The 20,171-nt window shown below is 63.4% G+C and carries 16 protein-coding genes; 1 reads left to right on the forward strand and 15 read right to left on the reverse strand.

Annotated elements, in window-relative coordinates:
- Positions 1 to 13 precede the first annotated feature (13 nt).
- The 12 genes from flbD to DTX69_RS12715 all read right to left on the reverse strand — a co-directional run bounded on the left by flbD (position 14) and on the right by DTX69_RS12715 (position 15,689).
- Positions 14 to 1,405 (reverse strand): sigma-54-dependent transcriptional regulator FlbD, encoded by a 1,392-nt coding sequence (gene flbD / locus DTX69_RS12660; protein ID WP_119301909.1) that lies wholly within the window; start codon positions 1,403 to 1,405, stop codon positions 14 to 16.
- Between the two features lie 42 nt (positions 1,406 to 1,447).
- Positions 1,448 to 2,290 (reverse strand): motility protein A, encoded by an 843-nt coding sequence (locus DTX69_RS12665; RefSeq protein ID WP_284735729.1) that lies wholly within the window; start codon positions 2,288 to 2,290, stop codon positions 1,448 to 1,450.
- Between the two features lie 46 nt (positions 2,291 to 2,336).
- Positions 2,337 to 2,672: a flagellar motor switch protein FliN gene (gene fliN, locus DTX69_RS12670; RefSeq protein WP_119301911.1), complete on the reverse strand. Its 336-nt coding sequence runs from the start codon at positions 2,670 to 2,672 to the stop codon at positions 2,337 to 2,339.
- Between the two features lie 16 nt (positions 2,673 to 2,688).
- On the reverse strand, positions 2,689 to 3,384 hold the full coding sequence (locus DTX69_RS12675) for a FliH/SctL family protein (protein WP_119301912.1): 696 nt from the start codon (positions 3,382 to 3,384) through the stop codon (positions 2,689 to 2,691).
- Between the two features lie 16 nt (positions 3,385 to 3,400).
- Positions 3,401 to 4,420, reverse strand: a complete 1,020-nt coding sequence (gene fliG, locus DTX69_RS12680; protein WP_119301913.1) for a flagellar motor switch protein FliG — start codon at positions 4,418 to 4,420, stop codon at positions 3,401 to 3,403.
- Positions 4,421 to 4,438: 18 nt separating this feature from the next.
- The gene (gene fliF / locus DTX69_RS12685; RefSeq protein ID WP_119302075.1) at positions 4,439 to 6,100 is read right to left on the reverse strand and encodes a flagellar basal-body MS-ring/collar protein FliF; all 1,662 of its coding nucleotides are present in this window, start codon (positions 6,098 to 6,100) and stop codon (positions 4,439 to 4,441) included.
- A 250-nt stretch (positions 6,101 to 6,350) separates the two neighbouring features.
- Entirely contained in the window at positions 6,351 to 6,665 is a 315-nt protein-coding gene (gene sciP / locus DTX69_RS12690; protein ID WP_119301914.1) for a CtrA inhibitor SciP, read from the reverse strand.
- A 149-nt stretch (positions 6,666 to 6,814) separates the two neighbouring features.
- Positions 6,815 to 7,528, reverse strand: a complete 714-nt coding sequence (locus DTX69_RS12695) for a flagellar hook assembly protein FlgD (protein WP_119301915.1) — start codon at positions 7,526 to 7,528, stop codon at positions 6,815 to 6,817.
- 22 nt (positions 7,529 to 7,550) lie between these two features.
- On the reverse strand, positions 7,551 to 9,119 hold the full coding sequence (locus DTX69_RS12700) for a flagellar hook-length control protein FliK (RefSeq protein WP_119301916.1): 1,569 nt from the start codon (positions 9,117 to 9,119) through the stop codon (positions 7,551 to 7,553).
- A gap of 10 nt (positions 9,120 to 9,129) precedes the next feature.
- Positions 9,130 to 11,664, reverse strand: coding sequence for a hypothetical protein (locus DTX69_RS12705; RefSeq protein WP_119301917.1), 2,535 nt, complete (start codon positions 11,662 to 11,664; stop codon positions 9,130 to 9,132).
- A 15-nt stretch (positions 11,665 to 11,679) separates the two neighbouring features.
- Positions 11,680 to 13,395 carry a flagellar hook-associated protein FlgK gene (locus tag DTX69_RS12710; RefSeq protein ID WP_119301918.1) on the reverse strand — a complete coding sequence of 572 codons (1,716 nt, stop codon included), beginning with the start codon at positions 13,393 to 13,395 and terminating at the stop codon, positions 11,680 to 11,682.
- Positions 13,396 to 13,421: 26 nt separating this feature from the next.
- Positions 13,422 to 15,689 (reverse strand): flagellar hook-basal body complex protein, encoded by a 2,268-nt coding sequence (locus tag DTX69_RS12715; RefSeq protein ID WP_119301919.1) that lies wholly within the window; start codon positions 15,687 to 15,689, stop codon positions 13,422 to 13,424.
- Positions 15,690 to 16,185: 496 nt separating this feature from the next.
- Here DTX69_RS12715 and DTX69_RS12720 point away from each other — a divergent pair, with 496 nt between their 5' ends.
- The gene (locus DTX69_RS12720) at positions 16,186 to 17,424 is read left to right on the forward strand and encodes a class I SAM-dependent methyltransferase (RefSeq protein WP_284735753.1); all 1,239 of its coding nucleotides are present in this window, start codon (positions 16,186 to 16,188) and stop codon (positions 17,422 to 17,424) included.
- Here the strand turns inward: DTX69_RS12720 and DTX69_RS12725 are convergent.
- The 3 genes from DTX69_RS12725 to DTX69_RS12735 form a co-directional block, all read right to left on the reverse strand.
- Complete coding sequence (locus DTX69_RS12725; RefSeq protein ID WP_119301921.1) at positions 17,421 to 18,491, reverse strand: glycosyltransferase; 1,071 nt, start codon at positions 18,489 to 18,491, stop codon at positions 17,421 to 17,423. The two genes, DTX69_RS12720 and DTX69_RS12725, sit on opposite strands and share 4 nt — an antisense overlap.
- A 66-nt stretch (positions 18,492 to 18,557) precedes the next feature.
- Positions 18,558 to 19,283, reverse strand: a complete 726-nt coding sequence (locus DTX69_RS12730; RefSeq protein ID WP_119301922.1) for a glycosyltransferase — start codon at positions 19,281 to 19,283, stop codon at positions 18,558 to 18,560.
- Positions 19,284 to 19,424: 141 nt separating this feature from the next.
- Entirely contained in the window at positions 19,425 to 20,168 is a 744-nt protein-coding gene (locus tag DTX69_RS12735; protein ID WP_119301923.1) for a hypothetical protein, read from the reverse strand.
- Positions 20,169 to 20,171 lie beyond the last annotated feature (3 nt).

The raw sequence follows: 20,171 nt of genomic DNA on the forward strand, positions 1-20,171 counted from the left end.
GTACAACGTGCGATCAGGCGGCCGAGAAGTGATCGCTCTCGCTGTGCGCTGAGCCGGGGACCGGCACTCCTTCTTCGCTGTACTGTTTCAGCTTGTTGCGCAGGGTACGGATCGAGATGCCGAGGATGTTGGCGGCATGGGTCCGGTTACCCAGGCAGTGCTGCAGCGTGTCGATGATGAGGTCGCGCTCGACGGCGGCGACGGTGCGGCCGACCAGGGCGCTGGTAACGCCGCTCGCCGTCTTTGCCGCTGTGGGCGCTGCCGTCAGTCCGGTTTGCTGCTGCAAGGCCGAAACCGGGATGCCGCGCCCGCCGGTCAGCAGGATGGCGTCCGGGGCGATCACCGAATCCTGCGCCAGCAGGACGGCGCGATGCATGGTGTTCTCCAGCTCGCGTACGTTGCCGCGCCACTCGTGAGCACGCAGCATGTCCATCACGTCGGGTGCGATGCCGGTGATCCTGACGCCGTTGGCATCGGCGTACTTCTTCGCGAAGTGCTCGGCCAGCACCTGGATATCCAACGGACGGTGGCGCAGCGCCGGGAGCTCGAGCGACATCACGTTGAGACGGAAGAACAGGTCGTCGCGGAAGTTGCCCTTCCGCACTTCCTCCTGCAGGTCGCGATTCGACGTGGCGAGCAGGCGGATGTCGACCTTCACCGGCTGCGTGCCGCCGACCCGGTCGACGACGCGCTCCTGGATCGCGCGCAGCAGCTTGGCTTGCAGCCGCGGATGCATCTCGCTGATCTCGTCCAGCAGCAGGGTTCCGCCACTGGCTTCCTCGAACTTGCCGATGCGGCGCGCGATGGCGCCGGTGAAGGAGCCCTTCTCATGGCCGAACAATTCGGATTCCAGCAGATTCTCCGGAATGGCCGCGCAGTTCACCGAGATGAATGGCTTGCTGGCGCGCCTGGAGTGGGCGTGGATGTATCGCGCCACCACTTCCTTGCCCGTGCCGGATTCGCCGGTGATGAGGATGCTAGCGTCGGACGGGGCGACCTGGTCCGCAAGCTTCAGCACCGCCTTCATCGCCGGATCCTTGAAGATCAGCGCGGAGCTTTCCTCCGCGACCGCGGCAAGCACGGCGGCGATCAGCTCCGCGTCCGGCGGCAGGGGCACATACTCCTTGGCGCCGGCCTTGATCGCCTTCACGGCCGTTTCGGCGCTGGTGCCGATGCCGCAGGCCACCACGGGGATGTTGATCCGCTCCGTGCGCAAGCTGTCGATCATGCGCTGAATGTCGAGCACGACGTCGAACATGATGAGATCCGCGCCCTGGCCGTTGCGCAAGGCATGCATGGCCTGATCGACATCGTCGACGTGAGCCACCTTGGCTCCGCGGCTAAGGGCGATCTTGCCGGCCGCGGTGATGTGGCCATCAAGGGATCCAACGATGAGTAGACGCATGGTTTGCTCCTGGTGCTCTTGCGGCAGCGGCCGCGCTCAATGTCAATCGAAGTAGCGAATCTGCTGCCCGGCGGGCAGAACGGTGTTGAGTAGCATCTCGAGGCGGCGCGGGTTCTCCTGCCGGCCCATCGAGGCGACGCCCATGGTGTAGACCTGGCTGACCAGCTGCTCGACCGTCGCGTTGCGCTCCAGCTTGCTCGCGAGCGGCAGGAACACGACATTGGCCATCAGCGCGCCATAGAGTGTCGTCAGCAGCGCAAGGCTCATGGCCGGGCCGATGCGTTCGGGCGAGTCCAGGCTTCCGAGCATCTGCACCAGGCCGACCAGGGTTCCGATCAGCCCCATGGCTGGCGAGACCTCCGCGGCGCGGCGCAGGATGGCGGCGGCGCGATGACGACCCTGGGCGATGGCATGCGCTTCCAGGGTCATGTTGCGCTCAATCTCGTCCACCTGCAGGCCATCGACCAGCATGCCGAGGGAGCGCTGCAGAAACGGCGCGTCGCGCAGGCCGTAGAGATCGGCCTGCAGCGACAGCAGGCCGCGCTTGCGCGCTTTGTCGGCCAAGGTCAGGACCCGGCGCGCGCCGACCCGCGGGTCGATTTCGGTGCGCAGCAAAGCCTGGCGGAAGGAGGGCTGCGCCTCGCGCAATTCCTCACCCGTATAGGAGATCGTCGTCACCGCGAAGGTTCCCAGCACCACCATCAGGATGGCCGGTATGTCGATGAAGGCGAGCGGCGAGCCATTGAGCACGATGGCGAGGCCGATCAGGGTCAGCGCCGCGGCCAGACCAAGCAGGGTGGCGAGGTCCATCTTGCGCGCGGGCGCTTCGAAGCGCAGCGGCGCATCGGCCATCGGTCGCACATCGTTAGGCGTTGTATCGGCCATCTTTATCCTGCCTTGCCATCGTTTCCACGCGCGTCCCCAAGCCGTCCTAGGCCCGGTCCGCCTTGATGATCTCCGTCATGGTGACGCCGAGACGATCCTCGACCACCACCACCTCGCCGCGCGCGACCAGTCGGTTGTTGACATAGATGTCGACCGCCTCGCCAACCTTACGGTCGAGCTCGACCACCGCGCCGCGGCCGAGCTTCAGCAGCTGGCTCACCTGCATCGAGGTGCGACCCAGCACTGCGGATACCTGCACCGGGATGTCGTAGACGGCGTCCAGGTCCTTGGCAGTACCCGGCCGGGATGGCTCCTGGCCGGCATCGGGCGGCTGGCCCTCCGCGCCTTGGAACTCGGTGAGCTCCAGATTCTCGTCACCCATCACTCTCTCCTTTCACTCACTTCGCCTCGCGGCCGTCGGCCGCGATGTATCGGTTCAGGGTTTCCTCGATTGCCCGCCAGATGCGGCCGGCCTCGCGTTCCACGCCGCCATCGGCCCATTCGACGCGGCAATCGCTTTCACCCATCGCATCGTCCGCGATCAGGACAACGCGACCCTCAAACCCGGTGGAGGCCGACAATTGCGCCAGCCGCTCCTGCAGCGCATCGAGCCGGGCGCTGTGCACATAGGCGACCAAGCGCGGCTCCTGCTTCAGGGATTCCAGGCATTGACCGAGCACGGATTCGATCTCCGCCAAGCCCTGGCGCTCGACCAGCGTTGGATGCAGCTTGCGCACGATCGCCAGCGCCAGATCGACCGACTTGCCGGCGGCCTGCGCCTCGGCGGCTACGCTCTTGGCGATCGCCGCGGTCTGCTGCGCCAGGGAGCTCAGCGTTGCGGCCACCTGCTTGTCGAAGGCCGAGATCGCCTCGTTGCGCCCACGCACCACGCCGGCTTCCTCGCCCTTGCGGCGCGCGACGTCGCATGCGCCTTGCATCTCCGCCTCGGTGAATATCGGGGCAGGGGGAGCGGGGGGCGCAGCCGGCGTGCTCGATGCACCGGCGGGCGCACCTTTGGCGCGTGCGCCGCCAACTGCACCTTGCGGCGCTTCACCGAAATCGTTGTCGAAAAGGAACTTGCGAACCACTGCCATCTCTCGCGCCAGAACTCTAGTAAATCAGCTCGTCTTCGCCCTTCTTGTCGCTCAGCATGATCTCGCCCTTGGCGGCCAGTTCCTTGGCGACGGTGACCATCGCCAGCTGAGATTCCTCGACATCGCGCACGCGGACGGGCCCCATCGCCGCCATGTCCTCCTTGAGCATCTTCGAGGCGCGCTCCGACATGTTCGACAGGAACAGGTCGCGCAGCGCTTCGGAAGCGCCTTTGAGGGCGATCGGCAGCTTGTCCTTCTCGATGTTGCGCAGCAGCGTCTGCACCCCACCCGGATCGAGCTTGCCGAGATCCTCGAACGTGAACATGAGCGAGCGGACCTTCTCGGCAGAATCGCGGTTGCGTTCCTCGAGCGCGGTCAGGAAGCGCTGCTCCGACGCGCGGTCCAGGTTGTTGAAGATTTCCGCGATCATCTCGTGCGCATCGCGGCGCGAGGTGCGGGCCAGATTGCTCATGAACTCGTTGCGCAGCACGCGCTCGACATCGTCTAGGATGTCCTTCTGCACCGATTCCATGCGCAGCATGCGCATGATGACTTCCATCGCGAAGGCTTCCGGCAGCATCGAGAGAACGCGTGCACCGTGATCCGGCTTTACCTTGGAGAGCACGACCGCGACGGTCTGCGGATATTCGTTCTTCAGGAAGTTCGCCAGCACGGATTCGTGCACGTTGCCAAGCTTGTCCCACATGGTGCGACCCGCGGGACCGCGGATCTCCTCCATGATCTGGTCGACCTTGCTCTTGTCGAGCACCTTCGAAAGTAGTCGCTCCGTGGATTCGTAGGTGCCGGTCAGCGTGCCGGTCGAGGAGATCTGGTCGGCAAACTCGACGAACAGCCGCTCGATCACCGTCGCGTTGACGGTGCCGAGGTTGGCCATTGTCTGCGAAATCTCGCGGATCTCGTCGTCATGCATCAACTGGAAGATCTTCGCGGCAGTGTCCTCGCCGACCGACATGACCAGCAGCGCGGCCTTCTGCAGCCCGTTGAGGGAGCGATAATCGTCCTTGGCGCGAATCATTGTCTTGCTCGTTCCCCGTCACTGTTCCTGGTAAACCCACTGACGGATCAGGTTCACCGCCTGCTCCGGATGCTGGTCGACCAGTTCCGATATCTTCTTGATGGATGAGGCGCGCACGCGTCCTTCGACCTGGTTGATGTCGATCATCTGGTCGATCTCCGCCGCGATCGCCTCCGCTTCGCTCGCCGACGGTACGGCCGGCAATTGAGTCTGCGCTGGCCCAGGGATCGCCAGCGCGGCGGCCGCGCCGGGCGGCAAGGCGAGCCGATCCCCGGGACCCGCAAGCGCGATATTGGCCGGCGCGATGCTCGGCATCGCCAGGATGCGGCCCAGCAGCGGACGCACGACCAGCAGCAGCACCAGCATCGCGACGATTGCCAGCACGACCAGTTCCGCCAGACGCATCAGGTCGGTCTTGTCGAGGCCGAGCAGCGTCGTGCCGGAATCCTCGAGCGGCGCGGGCTCGGCGAACTTCATGTTGACGACATTCACGATGTCGCCGCGCTTCTCGTCAAAGCCGATGGCGGACTTCACCAGCGCGTCGATCTGCGCGAGCTCCTCGGTGCTGCGCGGCTGATAGGTCTTGGCGCCGTCCGCGGCGACCTGATGGATGCCGTCAACCAACACTGCGGCCGATATGCGCTTCACTTCGCCGCCCGCTTTCACCTCGGTGCGGACGGTCTTGGAGATTTCATAGTTGACGATTTCCTCCGTGCGGCCGGTCTGCGAGCTCGAGCCGCTCGTGCCATTGGCATCTTGGCCTGGCGGATTGGGCGTGTTGTTGGCCACGCTGACGCTGTTCGCGCCCTGGCGTTCCTGCGTGGTCCCCGTCTCCTCGATGGAGTTGGTGGAGCGGACGACCTGTCCGTCTGGGTTGAAGTCTTCCTTGTTGGTGGTCACGTGGTTGAAGTCGAGCTCGGCGGTCACCTCCGCGCGCACCTTTCCGGCGCCCAAGGTCTGCGCCAGCAGCTGTTCGATAGCCTGGCTGAGGCGCGCCTCGTAGGAGCGCCGCATGTCCTCGGAGTTCGCCGTGTCCAGCCCGCCCTCATCGGCGCCGCGCGCCAGCAACTCGCCGTTGTTGTCGATGACTGACACGTTCTTGGACTTCATGCCCGGAACCGCGGAAGCGATGAGATGCTGGATGGCGGAGACCTGGCCCTTATCCAGACCGCCTTGCAGAGCGAGCACGACCGATGCCGTCGGCTCCGCGCGATCGCGGGAGAACAGCTCGCGCTTCGGCATCACCAGATGCACGCGCGCCGAGCGGACCTGATGGATGGAGCGGATGGTGCGCGCCAACTCGCCTTCCAGCGCGCGGATCTGGTTGATCTGCTGGACGAAGTTGGTGGTGCCGAGCGCATCGGCGCGATCGAAGATCTCGTAGCCGATGGAGCCGCCCGCCGGGATGCCTTCGGATGCCAGTGAAAGGCGCAGCCGCGCCACCTGATCCTGCGGCACGTAGATCTGCGAGCCGTCGCCGCGCAGTTCGTAGGGGATGCCCTGCGTGTCCATGCGTTGGACGATCTGGCCGCTGTCCGCGGGATCGAGGCCGCTATAGAGCAGCGTCATGCCAGGGCTGGCGAGACGCGTGACAATGAAGGTGAAGAAAGCGATCAGCGCAAACCCGACCGCAGCCAATGCTACGAGGCGAGTTGCCCCCAGATTGCGCAGCGTTTGCATCAGTCCATTCACGAGCGTCACCGGTATACGAATATGTGGCCCACTCGTCGGTCGGCGATCCCGTGCGTTCGCTTAAAATTTGCCGCAAATCATGGGGATCTGCGCGCGATGCCGCCCGACGTGGGTTTGACGATAGGCGGCAGGGCTTAACAAGCCCTTAAGTGACGGCAAAAATTGCCTAGAGGTGGGAAAAACTTGCCGGCGTGTGGCGGAATTTCGCAGACAGGGCGAAGAGACTCGAGAACCGAGTCTACTCGGCGGTGCGCATGTGGCCGCTCCGCCGCGCGGCGGCGCGGTAATCCTGGATACGCGTGGTCCTGAGGCCGCGCATGCCATGACGATCGATCGATCGCTGCCAGGACAGGAACTCCTCGACCGAAAGCGTATAGCGCGCGCAGGCTTCTTCAAGAGTGATCAGGCCGGCGCGCACGCCAGCGACCACCTCCGCCTTGCGGCGGATGACCCAGCGCCTTGTGCCGGGAGGAGGCAAGTCTTCGAGGCGCAAGCGGCGCCCGTCTATACCGAGAACCACCACGCCTCTGTTGCCATCGAGCTCGGCGTCCATCGACTCCTTCCTCGGTGCAATCCGATGTCCTCCGAGCCTATGACCGACGACTTAAGGAATCGCTAAATCAGGCTTACGGGCGAATTCGAGATTGTCGCAGTTTTTCGATAAAATTTTAGCTAGTTAGGGCCCCGAGCGCGGAAGCGGTCTTAAGTCGCGTTGCTGGCGCTGGCGGCTGGCTTGGTGACCTTGAGAACCTTGTCGATCGGGAAACCGACCGACCCGACGAACAGCTTCACCTCGCCATCCTTGATCTCCGTCGAGTCCACCACGCCGAAGCTGGTGATCGGAGCGGCATAGACCTGACCCTGTGCATCGCTGTAGGAGACCGCCACGCGATACGAGCCATCCGGCAGCTGATTGCCGAAGGCGTCCTTGCCATTCCATTCGACTTTATAGGTGCCAATGCCCTTGTTGGCCTCCTGCACCAGGACCACTTGGCCGCGCTCATTGATGACGGTCAGTGCTGCACTGCTGGCTGTCCGGTCGATCTGGTACTCGAACTTCGCCTTGCCATTCTTGAGGCTGATGTGACTGCTGTCCACCGCCACCTCGTTGCCGATGAAGCTGACAGCGCCGAAGGCGTTGGTCGAGGACTGAAGGGCGATCAGTTTTTCCAAACTCTTGTTCGAGGCGATCTGCTGCTCGACCTGACTGAATCCGACCAGCTGCTGCGTGAACTGTGCGGTATCCATAGGATCGAGCGGGTCCTGGTTCTGCAGCTGCTTGGTCAGCAGCAGCAGGAAATTGTTGTAGGTGTCGTTCAGCCCCGCGATCGCCTCGTCGGTCTTGGAGGTCGAGCTGGAGCTGGACTGGCTGGCGCTGGATTGCCCCAGGATGTTCTGGATATTGGGTATTTCCATCGTCTTAGCTCCCGACCTTACCTCAGACTTGCACGTCCACGACTCCTGCGGCGGTATTCACCACCGGGCCGGCCGCGCTATCCCGCTGCTCGCCATCGGCCTCGGCATCCGGGGCCGACCTGCCGGCAGCGGATGTCGCCGACCGATTCAGATCCTGAGCGAATTCCTGATCGGTACCACGGCCCAGGCTGAAAGACAGATCACCGCCCTCAAGTGACAGACCAGCATTATGCAAGGCCCGTTCCAATCCTTTGATGTCGCGCTGGAGCAGTTCGAGGGTGCTGGACCGCTCGACGGTCACTGCCGCGGTGACCCGCTTATCCTCGTCGATTTCAAGCTTTACCTGGATCCGGCCGAGCTCGGCCGGAGACAGCTGGACGGAGAACCTGCGGGTTCCGTCACGCAGCGCGCGCTGGACGTGGACCGCAACCTGCTCGTGAGCCGGCAAATTCTGCAGGTGCTGGCGCAGCTGTGCAACAAAGTCGGGTCGCTTGCTTGCCGCGCCTTGCGCCAGATGGAGCGTCCAGCCGGGTCCGGAGCCCTCCGGCGAGAATGGCTGGCCGAGCGGATCGCCAAGGCCAGCAAACTCTGTGGTCGTGCTCGGCTGGAATGGTGTCGCCGGATGCGGTTGCGCTGATTGCGGTGCGGCCGGCGTGTTGGGCTTGGGATCGGAAGCGCTGGCATGCGGTCGCGGGACGCTGGGCCGGATCTTAGTGTCCATGGCCCGCCGATCCGCCTGTGGCTGGGCAACAGTCGGCGCCAGCTGAGCGATCGGCTGAGATGCGTCCGGCATCCGCAACAGCGGCTTGTCCGCCGCGGCCCCCCCGGCAGCCGGCGCAGGCGCAGCGTTCGGCTGCGTCGCGACGACGGGCGCGTCCGTATTGGTGACCGGCATTGTGCCTTCCGAGGTCAGGGCGACCGCGACATCTGATAAGGCGGCGTCGGCCATCGCTTCAGTAGCCTGCTGTTTCATCGCGGCATCGGTCTTCTGGTGCGATCCATCGGTCGCGGCGCTGGCTGCATTCTCGGCGTCCGCGAGCACTAGGCTCTCGCCCTCGGCGGGCGTGGGCAACTCCAGCGTCAGCGCCAACTCCTGCTCGCCATCGACCTCAGTCTGTTCGGTTGGTTGCGTGGCTACGACGACCGTAACGGCGGAGTCCGGCGACTGGACCTGCTGATCGGCGACTTGCGCCAACTCTTCGGTGGCGATGGTTGCCTCGGTCTCAGCCGGCGTCTCCGCCATTTCGGGCTGGGGCGTGGCTTCCGTACTTTCCTCAGCGACGGGTGTTTCCTCGGCGGCCGTGACGCAGCGCTGATCCGTTAGGTCCCGGCAGGCATCCTTCATCTCTTTCGCTTCGCCGCGCATGGTGTGGGCGTGGGAGATAACGATGCGCGGTGGATGGCCGGACACCGGATCGGATGGGTGCTGGTGGCGCTTCACCACAGGTTCGCGGCGGTCGGCCTGGACGTTCTGCTTCATCCGGTCGGCCAGCAGATCGGCAAACATGTCCGAAGCCTGCCCAGATCCCGGGCGGTGCCAGTTGATCGGCAGGTCGGTGGTGATCTTGGGGTCGAATTGGATGGTCTGCATGCTCGTCCTGTCAGGCGATGAAATTGACCAGCGACAATCGCGAGATCTGGGCGTAGGCGCCGAAGCTGGCCTGCAACTGCAGCTCCACCGCCGCCAGCTTCGCGGCGACCTCGTTGGGGTCGACCGCCTCGATCTTGTCGGTATCCGAGACGTTGGCGTTGATGGTGGTCTGGTGCGACAAGGTGGTCGCGGAGAACAGGGCGTCGTTCACCGTGTTGTCGCTTTGCAGTGCCCGCACACCCGCGAGCGATTCCGTGGCCAACTGCTTGGCGATGGTCATCTTCTCCGCGTAGGTGTCGGGATCCTGCACCGCCGACTGGGCGTATCGCAGGGCAAGGGTCAGCTTCTGGAACGCGACCTCGTTGGCGCTGAAGGTGTATTTCACCGACATCTTGTCCGCGATCACGATCGAGGCGCGTTGCCACGCCAAGGCGGAGTCCGTCCGTTCCTGATGCACGTTGTACTGAGTGGGTGTCGGGTCCGGAACCGCGGCCGGCTGGTTGACCGTGGCTTGCGTCTTGAGTTCGATGCCGATGGTGGCGCCGGTCAGGATCAACTGGCCGCTGCCGGTCGGGCCCGGCACCGCCGAAGCAGGGAAGGGCGGCACCTGGGCATTGATCATCGCCGTCAGGCTGATGGCGATGGCATCCATGTCGGCTTCGGTGCCGTTGGTCGTATAGCGGACGGTGCGGCCGTTGACCGTGACTTCGTAGACGTCACCCTTGCGGCCGACCGCCCCGCTCAGCTGCACGGTATCGATCTGGGGCAATGGCCCGGCCGGGATGTTGGCGACCACGGTGGCCGTGGTGGGCGCGGCCGTGGTGTTCGGCGGAGCATCGGTCGACACGGTCGCCGCGTAGGTCATGGCGGAGCCCGGCGTGCCCGACGTGATCGCCAACCGGCCGTTGCGTACGGAGGCCGTGACGCCGATCCCGGCGGCGTTGATGGCAGACACGAACTTGGCCGCGATCGACGCCTGATCATCGGTGGAAGACGTGGTGACTGTGAAGGGCCCGCCGGCCGGCGCCGTGAAAGTGATCGTATACTGATCACCGGCGTCGAACGGGCCGGGGAAGCCGATCTCGTCCTGCTGCGCGACCGGCACGACCGTGCGCTGGGTCGTCTCGACGATCGGATTGTTCTGCACCGTCGCATGCGCGGTGAAGGCGGTGGCGGCTCGCAGCTCCAGCTTGCCGTCACCGAGGTTGGTCGCCGCCACCGCGAAGGGCGGCTGATGGTTGGCGATCTTGGCCACCAGTTTGTCGACGATGGTGTTGAGATCGGGTTCGTCGCCTGTGGTGCGATAGCTGATCGTCACCGGCGAGGCATGGGCCGGCGGATCGGTGATGGTAACGCTGAAGATCTCGCCGATCGTGCCGACCGGTCCCCTCAGGCTGATGACATCGACCTGATCGGCGCTGATCGGCACGTTGGCCTGGACCGTCGTGATGGTGGATGGCGTCGGGTCGTTACCGGAGATATCGACGGTGAAGCCAGTTCCGGGAGTGTCCGCCGTGATGGTGAAGCCGGTCGCGTCGACGTCCTGGACCGACACGTTGGCGAGCGGACCGACCGCTGCCGCCATGGCCGCCGCGAGCTCCTGCTGCGTCATGGGGCCATTGAAAATGAGCGGCGTGCCGTTGACCGTTACGGTCTCTGTCTGGCCCGTGCCGAGGTGATCGGTGGTGATGCGCACGACCTGCCGGATCGTGCCGCCGGCGAGCTGAAACGTCGTCTCGCTCGCGGCCGCGTTCTTGGAGCCACTCGGATCGGGCAGCCGCGACAGGTCGACGACAGGCGCCCGTTCGTTGGCGTTGATGCCGCCGAACAGATAGCGGTCGTTCACCTGCTCGTTGAGCAGCGCGTTGAGCTCGGTCAGCGCGGTATTGACCTGCGCGACGATCGGGGAAATCTTGCCGGCGCGCGTGAGGGACGATTCGATCGTGTTCTGGGCGCCGGCGGGAACGTCCGTGTTCGTGACATTGACGTTGAACAGCGGTCCGGGCTGCGTACCGGTGATGATCAGGCGGTCGCCGATGACCTCGGCCGTCGCGCGCGCGCCGGAGGTGGAATTGTTGATCTGATTGGCTAGGTTTCCGGCGACCTCGCCGAAGCTGCCTTCGGTGCCGTTCGTGACGTAGGTGAAGAGGACGCCGTCGACGACGACCTTGTAGATGTCGCCGGAATCGCCGAGATCGCCCGAGAAGGTGACGGTGTGCTGCTGCTTGACCGGCGGGTCGCTGTTGGGTGAGGTGAAGGCCTGCAGCATCGTGGCATTGATGTCCTCGATGCTGGTGAGGACGCGATCGTAGGCCTTGACGTCGGTGTGGGCGCTCTTGATGGCTTCGATGTAGCCCTGGCGGCGTGCGATCTCCGCGCGCAGATCGACCAGACGTTGCGTCTGCACGCCATAGGTCGTGAGGTCGCTCGACTTCTTGCCCGTGTTGAGCTGCTGCGTGAGTTGGGCCAGCGACGTCTGCAGGCGATGGAAGCTATTGACGTTGGAGAGATACGAGGCGTAGGTCGAATATCCGCTGACTGGCATGATGCTTCCTCGTCCTTACCGCGACACGGCCGCTTGTAAGGTGTCGAACAAAGTCTGGATCACCGTCATCAAACGGGCGGAGGCCGCATAGGCGTTCTGCAGCAGCTGCAGGTTGGCCAGTTCCTCGTCCAGATTGACGCCGGTTTCCTCCTGATAGCGCTGCTCGGTCATTCGCAGCGTCTCGGCATTCAGCTTGGCATTGTCGCTCACGATCTTGGCGTTGCTGCTGGAGGCGCCGATGATGCCCGACATCAGCCCCTTGTAGGAGACGTTGGTCAGGCTGAGGCCAACCGCGATAAAGTTGCGGTCATTGCTGTTGAGCGCGGTCACGACATCAGCAGCGGAGTTCTTCTTGAGCTGCTGCCGACCGGCAAGCAGCTCGGTATTCACCGTGAAGGTATAGCGATCGGCGTTGACGAAGAAACCCTGGGTCAGCTCCGGCAGTTGGCCGTTGACGGACGTGACCACCGTGAACGGCGTGTTGTTGCTGGTGCCGATGAGCTGTAACGAGGCGACGCCGTTGATCGCGCTCACGCCCAGGGTCGAGTCTGAATTGATGATGGCGGCCAGCTTCTGCGCGATCTGGTCGAAACTCGTGTCGTTCTGGGTCGCGGTGTAGCTGAAAGTCTTCCCCTTGATGGTGATCTCGAATACGTCGCCTTCCACCAGGCTTCCGCTGAAGGTGACGGTGCCCATCTGCGGGGTCGTGGCGCCAGGCTGCACGGTCGTCAGGTGCGATGCGCTGACCCGCAGAGAGCCGACCCCGTTGTTGTAGGCCGCCGCGAAGGTAACCGGCGAGCCGGTGGTGGTCGTGAAGGCGCTGACCACCATGTCGAGCTGCGAGCGCAGCTTGCGGATCACCTCGGAAGCCGGATCGGCGCTGGCCGGCTGGCCGGCCGCGGTGCCGTCATAGCGCAGGTTCAGCAGCGCCTTGATCTTGCCTTCGCGCAGCAGGCCATTGACCGGCGCGCCGCTATCGACGGAGATGATGTTCGTGCCGTCAAAGTCGAAGCGCGCGGGCGCGCCGTCGAGCAATGACAAACCGGCGGGCGTGAATAGCGCGATCGCGCCGTTCTCCCGCTCGACCGAGCGCACGTCCACCAGGTTGGCGATCTCGCGCACGATCGCATCGCGCTGGTCGATGAGATCCAGCCGCTCCACGCCGTTGGGGTCCGATGCCTTGATGCGCAGATTGAGCTCAAATACCTTGGCGAGCTTGTCATTGAGCTCATCCGTTGCGGCATCGAGGTCCCTGCGGATGTCGGCGTCGATCTGGTCGATGCCGGCACTGAGGCGACGCACCTCAGCCGCCAGCTGTTCGCCGAGGGCGATGACCTGCTGCTGGGCCGCCGCACTTTCCGGCTGCGACTGCAGGCTCTGCCAGGCGGCGGTGAACTGATTGAACAGTTGCGGCAGAGCGGCGGTGTCAGAGCTGGCGCCAAGCAGGTTCTGAATGCGGCCCAGATATTCCTGCTGGGTGCTGGTCAGGCCGCTGGCCGAGGTGAGGGTCTCGAACTGCCGGCGCAGCGATGCGTTGATCGCTGCCTGATAGCCTGCGATCGATACACCGCCCGCCTGATTGTTTCCCAGGAAAACGGTCTCGCGCGACAGGGTCTTCTTGGTATAGGACGGGTCGTTCGCATGCGCGACGTTGGAGGAGACCAACTGCACATGCGCCTGATTGATGCGAAGCCCGGAGATCGCCGCATTGAGGGCTGCGTCCAAGGACATGACGTCACCTGTTCCGGTTCATCCGGTTATCGTTTGATGTTGATGATGTCGGCCAGCATTTCATCCGCTGTCGTGATCACACGGGTATTGGCCGAGAAGGCGCGCTGCGTGACAATCATCTTGGAGAACTCCTCCGCGATATCGACGTTGGAGCCTTCCAGCGCGCTGCCGCGCATGGTGCCGGCGCCGTTGTCGCCGGCATTGCCGATACGCACCGCGCCGCTGTCGAACGTCTCCGTGAAGCCTTGCGCCACTTCGCGCTGCAGGGCGCTGGGATCATTGAACTGGGCGATCGGCACGCGGAAATAGATGCGGCTGCGACCATTGTCGTACTGCAATTCGACGTCGCCATTGTCGCGGATGCGCACGTCGCTCAACAGGCCTTGCGGCACGCCATCCTGGATCAAGCGCGACACATCGATATCGCTGCCTGCGAACTGGGTCAGGCCAGCCGTGGTCTGGAACTGGCCGAGATTGAGCTCGATCGTCTGCAAGCCCAGTCCGTAGTCCACCTGGAAGGAGATGATGGCATCCTGGCCGCCGGTCTGCAGGACGGGCACGGACGCATTGCCGGACGGATTGAACTGGTTTGAAAGGCCGACAATAGTGCCTGCTGTCGCCGGCGTCTGGCCGAACTGGACATCAATGAAGCCCGGGACTGTCCCGTTCGTGGCGGTGGCGGCGGAGGTGAAGGGAACGCCCGCATTGGTCGCTGTCAGGGAGATGATGCCGCCGGCAGCGGCCGCCGTGATACCGAGCCCCGGATTGGCGTTGATCTGTGCGGCGAAGCGATTCGCGAGGTCGCTGAGGCTGAGCTCAGTGCCGTCAGCGACGTAAGAGATAGACTGCGTGCCGATGGTGAGCGTGTAGGTGTCGCCAATTTCGCCCGGGCCCACCGTGCCGCCGAGGGTGAGGGTGTCGGTCTGGGCGACGGGCGCAACGTTCGCCGTGGTGGTGGCCGGGTTGGTCGGCGCGTCGCTGCTGGCGGATGTCGGCGCCGACGTGCCGCCGAAGGAAATGGTGAAGGTGCCAAGCGCGGCGTCCGATTGAATGAGTAGCTGATCGGCGCTGTCGGGGTCTGCGACCGCCGTCACCAGCGGAGCGAGCGTACCGTTGGCATTGATCGCCGTCACCAACGCATCGCGGACCGCCGTCGCGCTCGCGAGCGGGCCGGTGACCGTGACGGTCGTGCCGTTGATCGTGATTGACGCCGTATCGGCGACCGTGGGAAGGGCGACGACCTGGACGCCTTCGAGCTGTCCGGAGCCATTGCCGCCGATGTTCGTCGTGAAGGGCGTACCCGCGACGTCCGCCACAATCTGGAAGGTGTTGCCGACCACATTGGTGCCGGTGACGACGGCGCTCATGCCGGCATTGCCGTTGATGGCAGCGACCAGGGCTGAAGCGGCCTGCGTGGCGGTATATCCGGTGGAAGGCGCGGTAACGGAGACGGTGTTGGAGCCGATCGTCATGGTGATGGTGCGACCCGGCGCCATACCGGCGGCGGGCAGTGTGACGGTGTCGACCTGGGCGACCGGCGCGACGTTTGGCTGCAGCGTGGTAGTCGTCGCGGTCTGATCATTCACGCCGCTTATGGTGCCGGCAACAGGATCGAGCGTGCTGTCGTTCGCCTGGATGTCCAACATCCACAGATTGTCGGCGCGCTTGGTCCAGACCAGCGAGACATTGTGCGGGTTGCCGAGCGCGTCGAACACCTGAACGCTGGTCGGACTGAGCGGCGTCGAGGGATTGACGGGAGAGTTCGCCGGCAGGTTCCCGACGAACTCGATCTCGCTGGTCGGCGTCGGCTGGTCGATCACTTGCGAGATCTGGATCGGCGCGACGACGGACGTGTTGACCACGCCGGTCTCCGGATCCACGTTCCAGCCATTCAGGTAATAGCCACCATTGTTGACCAGATAGCCGTCGCGGTTGACCTGGAAGTCGCCGGCGCGGGTGTAATAGCGCAGCGCCTCGAAGGTCGTCTGGGTCGCCGACTGGTTGGTGGCGCGGCTGACCACGAAGAAGCCGCTGCCGGTGATAGCGAGGTTGGTGTTGTTCTGGGTCTGGGTGATGTTGCCCTGGACGGCATTGGCATAGTAGGGCGAGGCGATAACGCCACCGGGCGAATGCAGGTTCTGGTTCGACACGGTGATCAGCGTTTCGAACCGCGTCTCGACCTTCTTGTAGCCGGTGGTCTGCGAGTTCGCGATGTTGTCGGAGATGTGTCCGAGCGATCGCGACTGGGCGTTGACGCCGCTGACCGCCGTAAACATCGCGCCAAGAATGCTCATTTCAGGCCTCTTCTCATAGGGATGGTCCCGGGTAGCGGCCTTGATGCAAGCTGTGGGCCAAGTTCACGCAATCGGAATAAGCGTTACATTCCAGCTTGTTCGGGCCGGCGCCTAGCGAGGAATTGCCGCCGCTCGATATTGCGCACGGTCGTGTCCGGCCAGTCCTGCTCCTCGCTCGTCAAATTTTGCCGGGAGCGATTGCCCTCTGAGGCGAGGCCACTTTTACGCTTGATTAACTATAACGCCGTAAAGCTTGCGCCATGGGTATGAACGTTCTTCCGCTTTCCGTTCTTCGGCCAACCCCGCGCCGCCTGGCGACGGAAGCCGGCATCTGTCGCCTTCCGCGAGATGCCGACGGCGCGTCCGAATTACGCTAGGCAGGACGCTACACCGACGAGTCCCGTCAAAGGTGCATTCCCACATGATTGATGCTGCGCGAGAGAGGCGAGGGTGATTCATGGTCACAGTTGAAACCATCAAGGACAAGATCCAGCGGATGGGTGGCGACTACAAACCCGGGAACGTCAGCCGCCCTGGCCATCTCTACAATCCCCTGCCGTTTCCGGAATTTGCCGACGTTCCGTACCAGCGCGCAGCCTGCGAGGAGCGCTTCGACTTGATATCGAAGCTCCTGCCTCGGCCGTTCAAAGGCGGAACGCTGCTCGATATCGGTTGTCACACTGGCTATAACTGCTTCCGCTTTCGCGAGAAGAACTTCCAATGCACTGGCATCGAGGCCGACCCGCTGACCGCGGAGATCGCAGCCGATGTCGACCAGCTCAAGAAGACGCAGGTCAGGTTCATCAATAGCCGCGCTGACGCCAATATGATCCGCTCCCTGGGTCATTTTGATGTCGTACTCTTCCTATCCACCTTCCAGTGGGTCGTCCATTTCGACGGTTTCGACGCCGCGGTCGCGCTGCTAGCCGAGGTGCAGCGCAATTGCGACTGCTTGTTCTTTGAAACCTCCATGGGGCAGGAGGGCAAGATGAAGTTGCCCCAGCTTCCTGATGCGCGGGCGATTCACGATCTTCTCCGCAGCAGCGGCGCCCACGGAAACGTCGACTGCCTCGGAGCGATGCAAGCGCCCGGTGGGCCCAGCCATCAACAGCGTCTGATCTTCCGCTCGCACAATCGGCGCGAAGGCACGGCTCGCGATCTTACCGCGCTCTCACCGCGTGACATTGCGCAGGTCGGAGCGCTCACCACGAGCGAGAACCCGCTGTATCACAAGCGGAACGATCACTTCGAGTCTGCCGTCTTCCGCGCCAAGACGTCCGACGGAAGATCACTGGCAATCAAGCTCGTTCGCCCAATGTCGGATCTGGCGAAGGGCCTGTTGCCCCGAGAGCATGAGTTCCTGAACAAGCTGTCTGGCGAAATCGCCCCGCAACTGATCGGGTTCGGTTTTCACAAGGATCGGTACTTCCTGATCTCCGAATGGATTGAAGGCGAGATGCTATCGGCCCCGCGCCAGGCAGAGGATCTCGACTCCGACACCATCCGGCAGGAGCTCTTTCGACTTGAGGAGGCCCTGCGCAGCCACAATATCCGACATCGGGATATCAGGCCGCAGAACCTCATCCACCGAGATGGGCGGCTCTATCTTCTTGATTTTGGTTGGAGTTGCTGGGCGGATGAAGTCGGCTGCCCGCTTCCTGATCAGATTGCAGATGTTGAAGATGGTATCGCCTTGCGGCGGCTGGCAATCGGGCCAGCGGCGAGTAGTTCCTAGCGGCTGCCGAGAACTTCGCGCCTGAGTGATGGCCGCGCGCTGCCGGAGACGGCAGCGTCGATTGCCCGGCGCCATTGGGCAGCGATTGCCCGAGTGGAGTAGTCACGCCGAATGCTTGCTTGTCCGGCGGCTACGCGCTGCAATGCCGCATGCGGATCTCCCAATGCCTCTTCAAGGGCCGACCACACATCTTGCCCGAGGTAGGCGTAGTCACTGAACATCTCGTACGAGGGCAACGGATGGCCAGCGACGACGCGCCCGGCATTGATGGATTCCAGAAGGCGATTAGGGCTCTTGACCCGCTTGTCGCCGCGCTCGAGGCTTGGAATGACAACGGCATCAGCTCGTTTCAGGGCCGCCCAGGTCGCCTCGGTCGACCATTGCGTTGCCACAAAGGTGAGGCCGCCGGCAAAGGCCTGCTGGACCTTCTTCAGATTGTGCAACAGGGGATCGGAGAGCGCCGTCACCAATTCCAGCGTGACTCGACGACCGCCCAGAGGCTGCTGCCCGCTCATCTGCCGCTTCGCCAAACCTGAAAGCACGGGGTCGAGCGTATCAAGGTTGGAGTTGTGCCCGAACCAGCACAAGCGAAGTTCGTCGATGGGGGGCGAGAACTTAGGGGTGCCGGCCGGACCTTCGATCGGATCGCCGATCACAAGAGAGTCCCTACCGGTGGCCTCTCTGACCGCATCTGCCATGGCGGCGGTCGCTGCTGTGATCTCGTCTGCCATACCGGCCAGAGAAAGGAAGTGCTGGCCGATGCCCGGCCTTGCGAAGTGATTGTCGCAAAAGTCGACGATGACCCTATGTCCAGCAGCTTTGACTTGGGCAGCCGCCTCCAGGGTCCGATGGTCGAAGGACTTGCTTACAACGTAGACGCTCTCGCTGGTGCCGCCGTCAGGCAAGAACCTCACGGACTGGCGTGCGTCAACGAAGCGAACCTCGATATCGTCCCGCGCCAGCTCTCGTGCTGGCAGAAGGACTCGATAGCGCAGGCTCGCCAACGGGCTCTGGTAGCCAGAGTCGGTCGGCGTGACGGGTGCTTCAACCAGATACGTGACGCGCATGAACGGTCGTCCCATGAGCTGACGGGCGTGGCGTTTCGGCACTCTCTTGGGCGATCACCGCTTGGTTCATTGCGGGGTGACGGCTTGGGGATGAAGCTTCGCCACCACCCGACCGTCGGTGGTGCGACCGGCATGAACGGAGTGCGCCATCAGCTGCTGCCAGGGGGAAGTGGAGTTGCTTGCCTTGTGCTCCGCCACCCATTCCTCGCGATACTCGCTGCCGGTGGTTTCCTCATAGATCGGCATGCCCTGGGTGTAGTGGACCAGCTTGGCACCGCTGCGCGGCGCGTCATAGCCGACCAGATGGTTCCAATGGCCGGGCACATCGCCGACCAGCTCGGGCGCGAGCCAGTCCATGGTGTGCGGATTGACACAGCGCTTGGGATCATCGACGTAGTCTGGTGTCAAAACCCGATTAGCCGGATGGCCGCAATTGAACAGGATCATGCTGGCCCATTCGAACTTCTTCGGATTCTTGCTCACCATCGCGGCATAGCGTTCGTCAGCGAGTGCGAACAGCTCTGCGACGTCACCGAGCGCTAGGAAATCGATGTCGAGAAAGAGGGCCCAGCCCCGGAAATCGCAAAGCCACGGCACCAGGAACCGGCTGTAGGTGAAAGGGGTCAGGCCCTGGCGCTTGATCGGCAGCGTCGGGAGCACCAGCGGAGAAATGCTGAGCGGCTTGGAGGATCGTCGGAACAGGCTGAACTGCAGGACGTTCAGAGCCACCGCTTGGCGATGGTCGTAGCCAATAAAGATGCGAAGGAGTTGGTTAGTTTGCGTGTCGGACATCAGGTCGGCTCCGGGCGCGTGATTGGCGATGGTTGCGCCAAACGTGGTTAAAAAACTTATAAGGCGCTCCCACTTAAGGAGCACTCATGCCCGAACAGACGTGCATTTTGGGTGCCACGCGAAGGCCCGCGACGAGCCCCTTTAGAAGACCGAGTTGATGATCAGGCCCATCAACTTGCTGGTTGCCGGCGTGCCGATTTTGGGCAGGCTCTGGATGAAGCTGACGCTGCTGGCGATGGAGGAGGTCAGGGTGTTGGCTGCCTCGCTGATGTTACCAACCCCATAGGGATTGTCGGTGGCGCGTGCGGCGCGCTCGATCGTGTCATAGTCCGCCGAATAGAGGCCTTGGCTCAGCTGGATCGCGTAGTTGTATTCCTTGCTGCGATTGGCGCCGGTGTCGTCGGAACGCGAAACGCGCAAGATATAGTCGCCTTTCTCGATCTCGAAGATGCCGTCCCGCATGGCCTCGTAGACGGTATGAGCCGCACCCGCCTTCGGATCGGAGTCGGCGAGCAACCGCCCGGTCGATTTGTAGTAGATCTGGAACCGCAACTTGCCTTCGTCCTCTTTGCTGGCATTGAGGATGGAGAAGGTGGTGGCGGTCTTGGTCGTCACACGGAACTGGAAGCCGTCGACCGCATCGCCCGAACTCAGCGAGCTGAAGACGTTGAGGCGCGTCTGATCCTTCTTGAGCACGCCGATATTGCGGGCGGTGGCGCTGCTCTCGAACTTGACGTCGCGCGTGTCCTTCTGGAATTCTTGAACTTTCCGACCGCTGTTCTTCTGCGCCAGCTGCTGCTGGATACGCCTCACCTCGCGCTCGATGCGTTGAAGCTCCGAGCCGGCGTTTGCGGCAGAAGACGTGTTGCTGGAAGCGGTCGGCATTGT

This window comes from Dongia deserti, assembly GCF_003574735.1.
GTDB lineage: Bacteria > Pseudomonadota > Alphaproteobacteria > Dongiales > Dongiaceae > Dongia_A > Dongia_A deserti.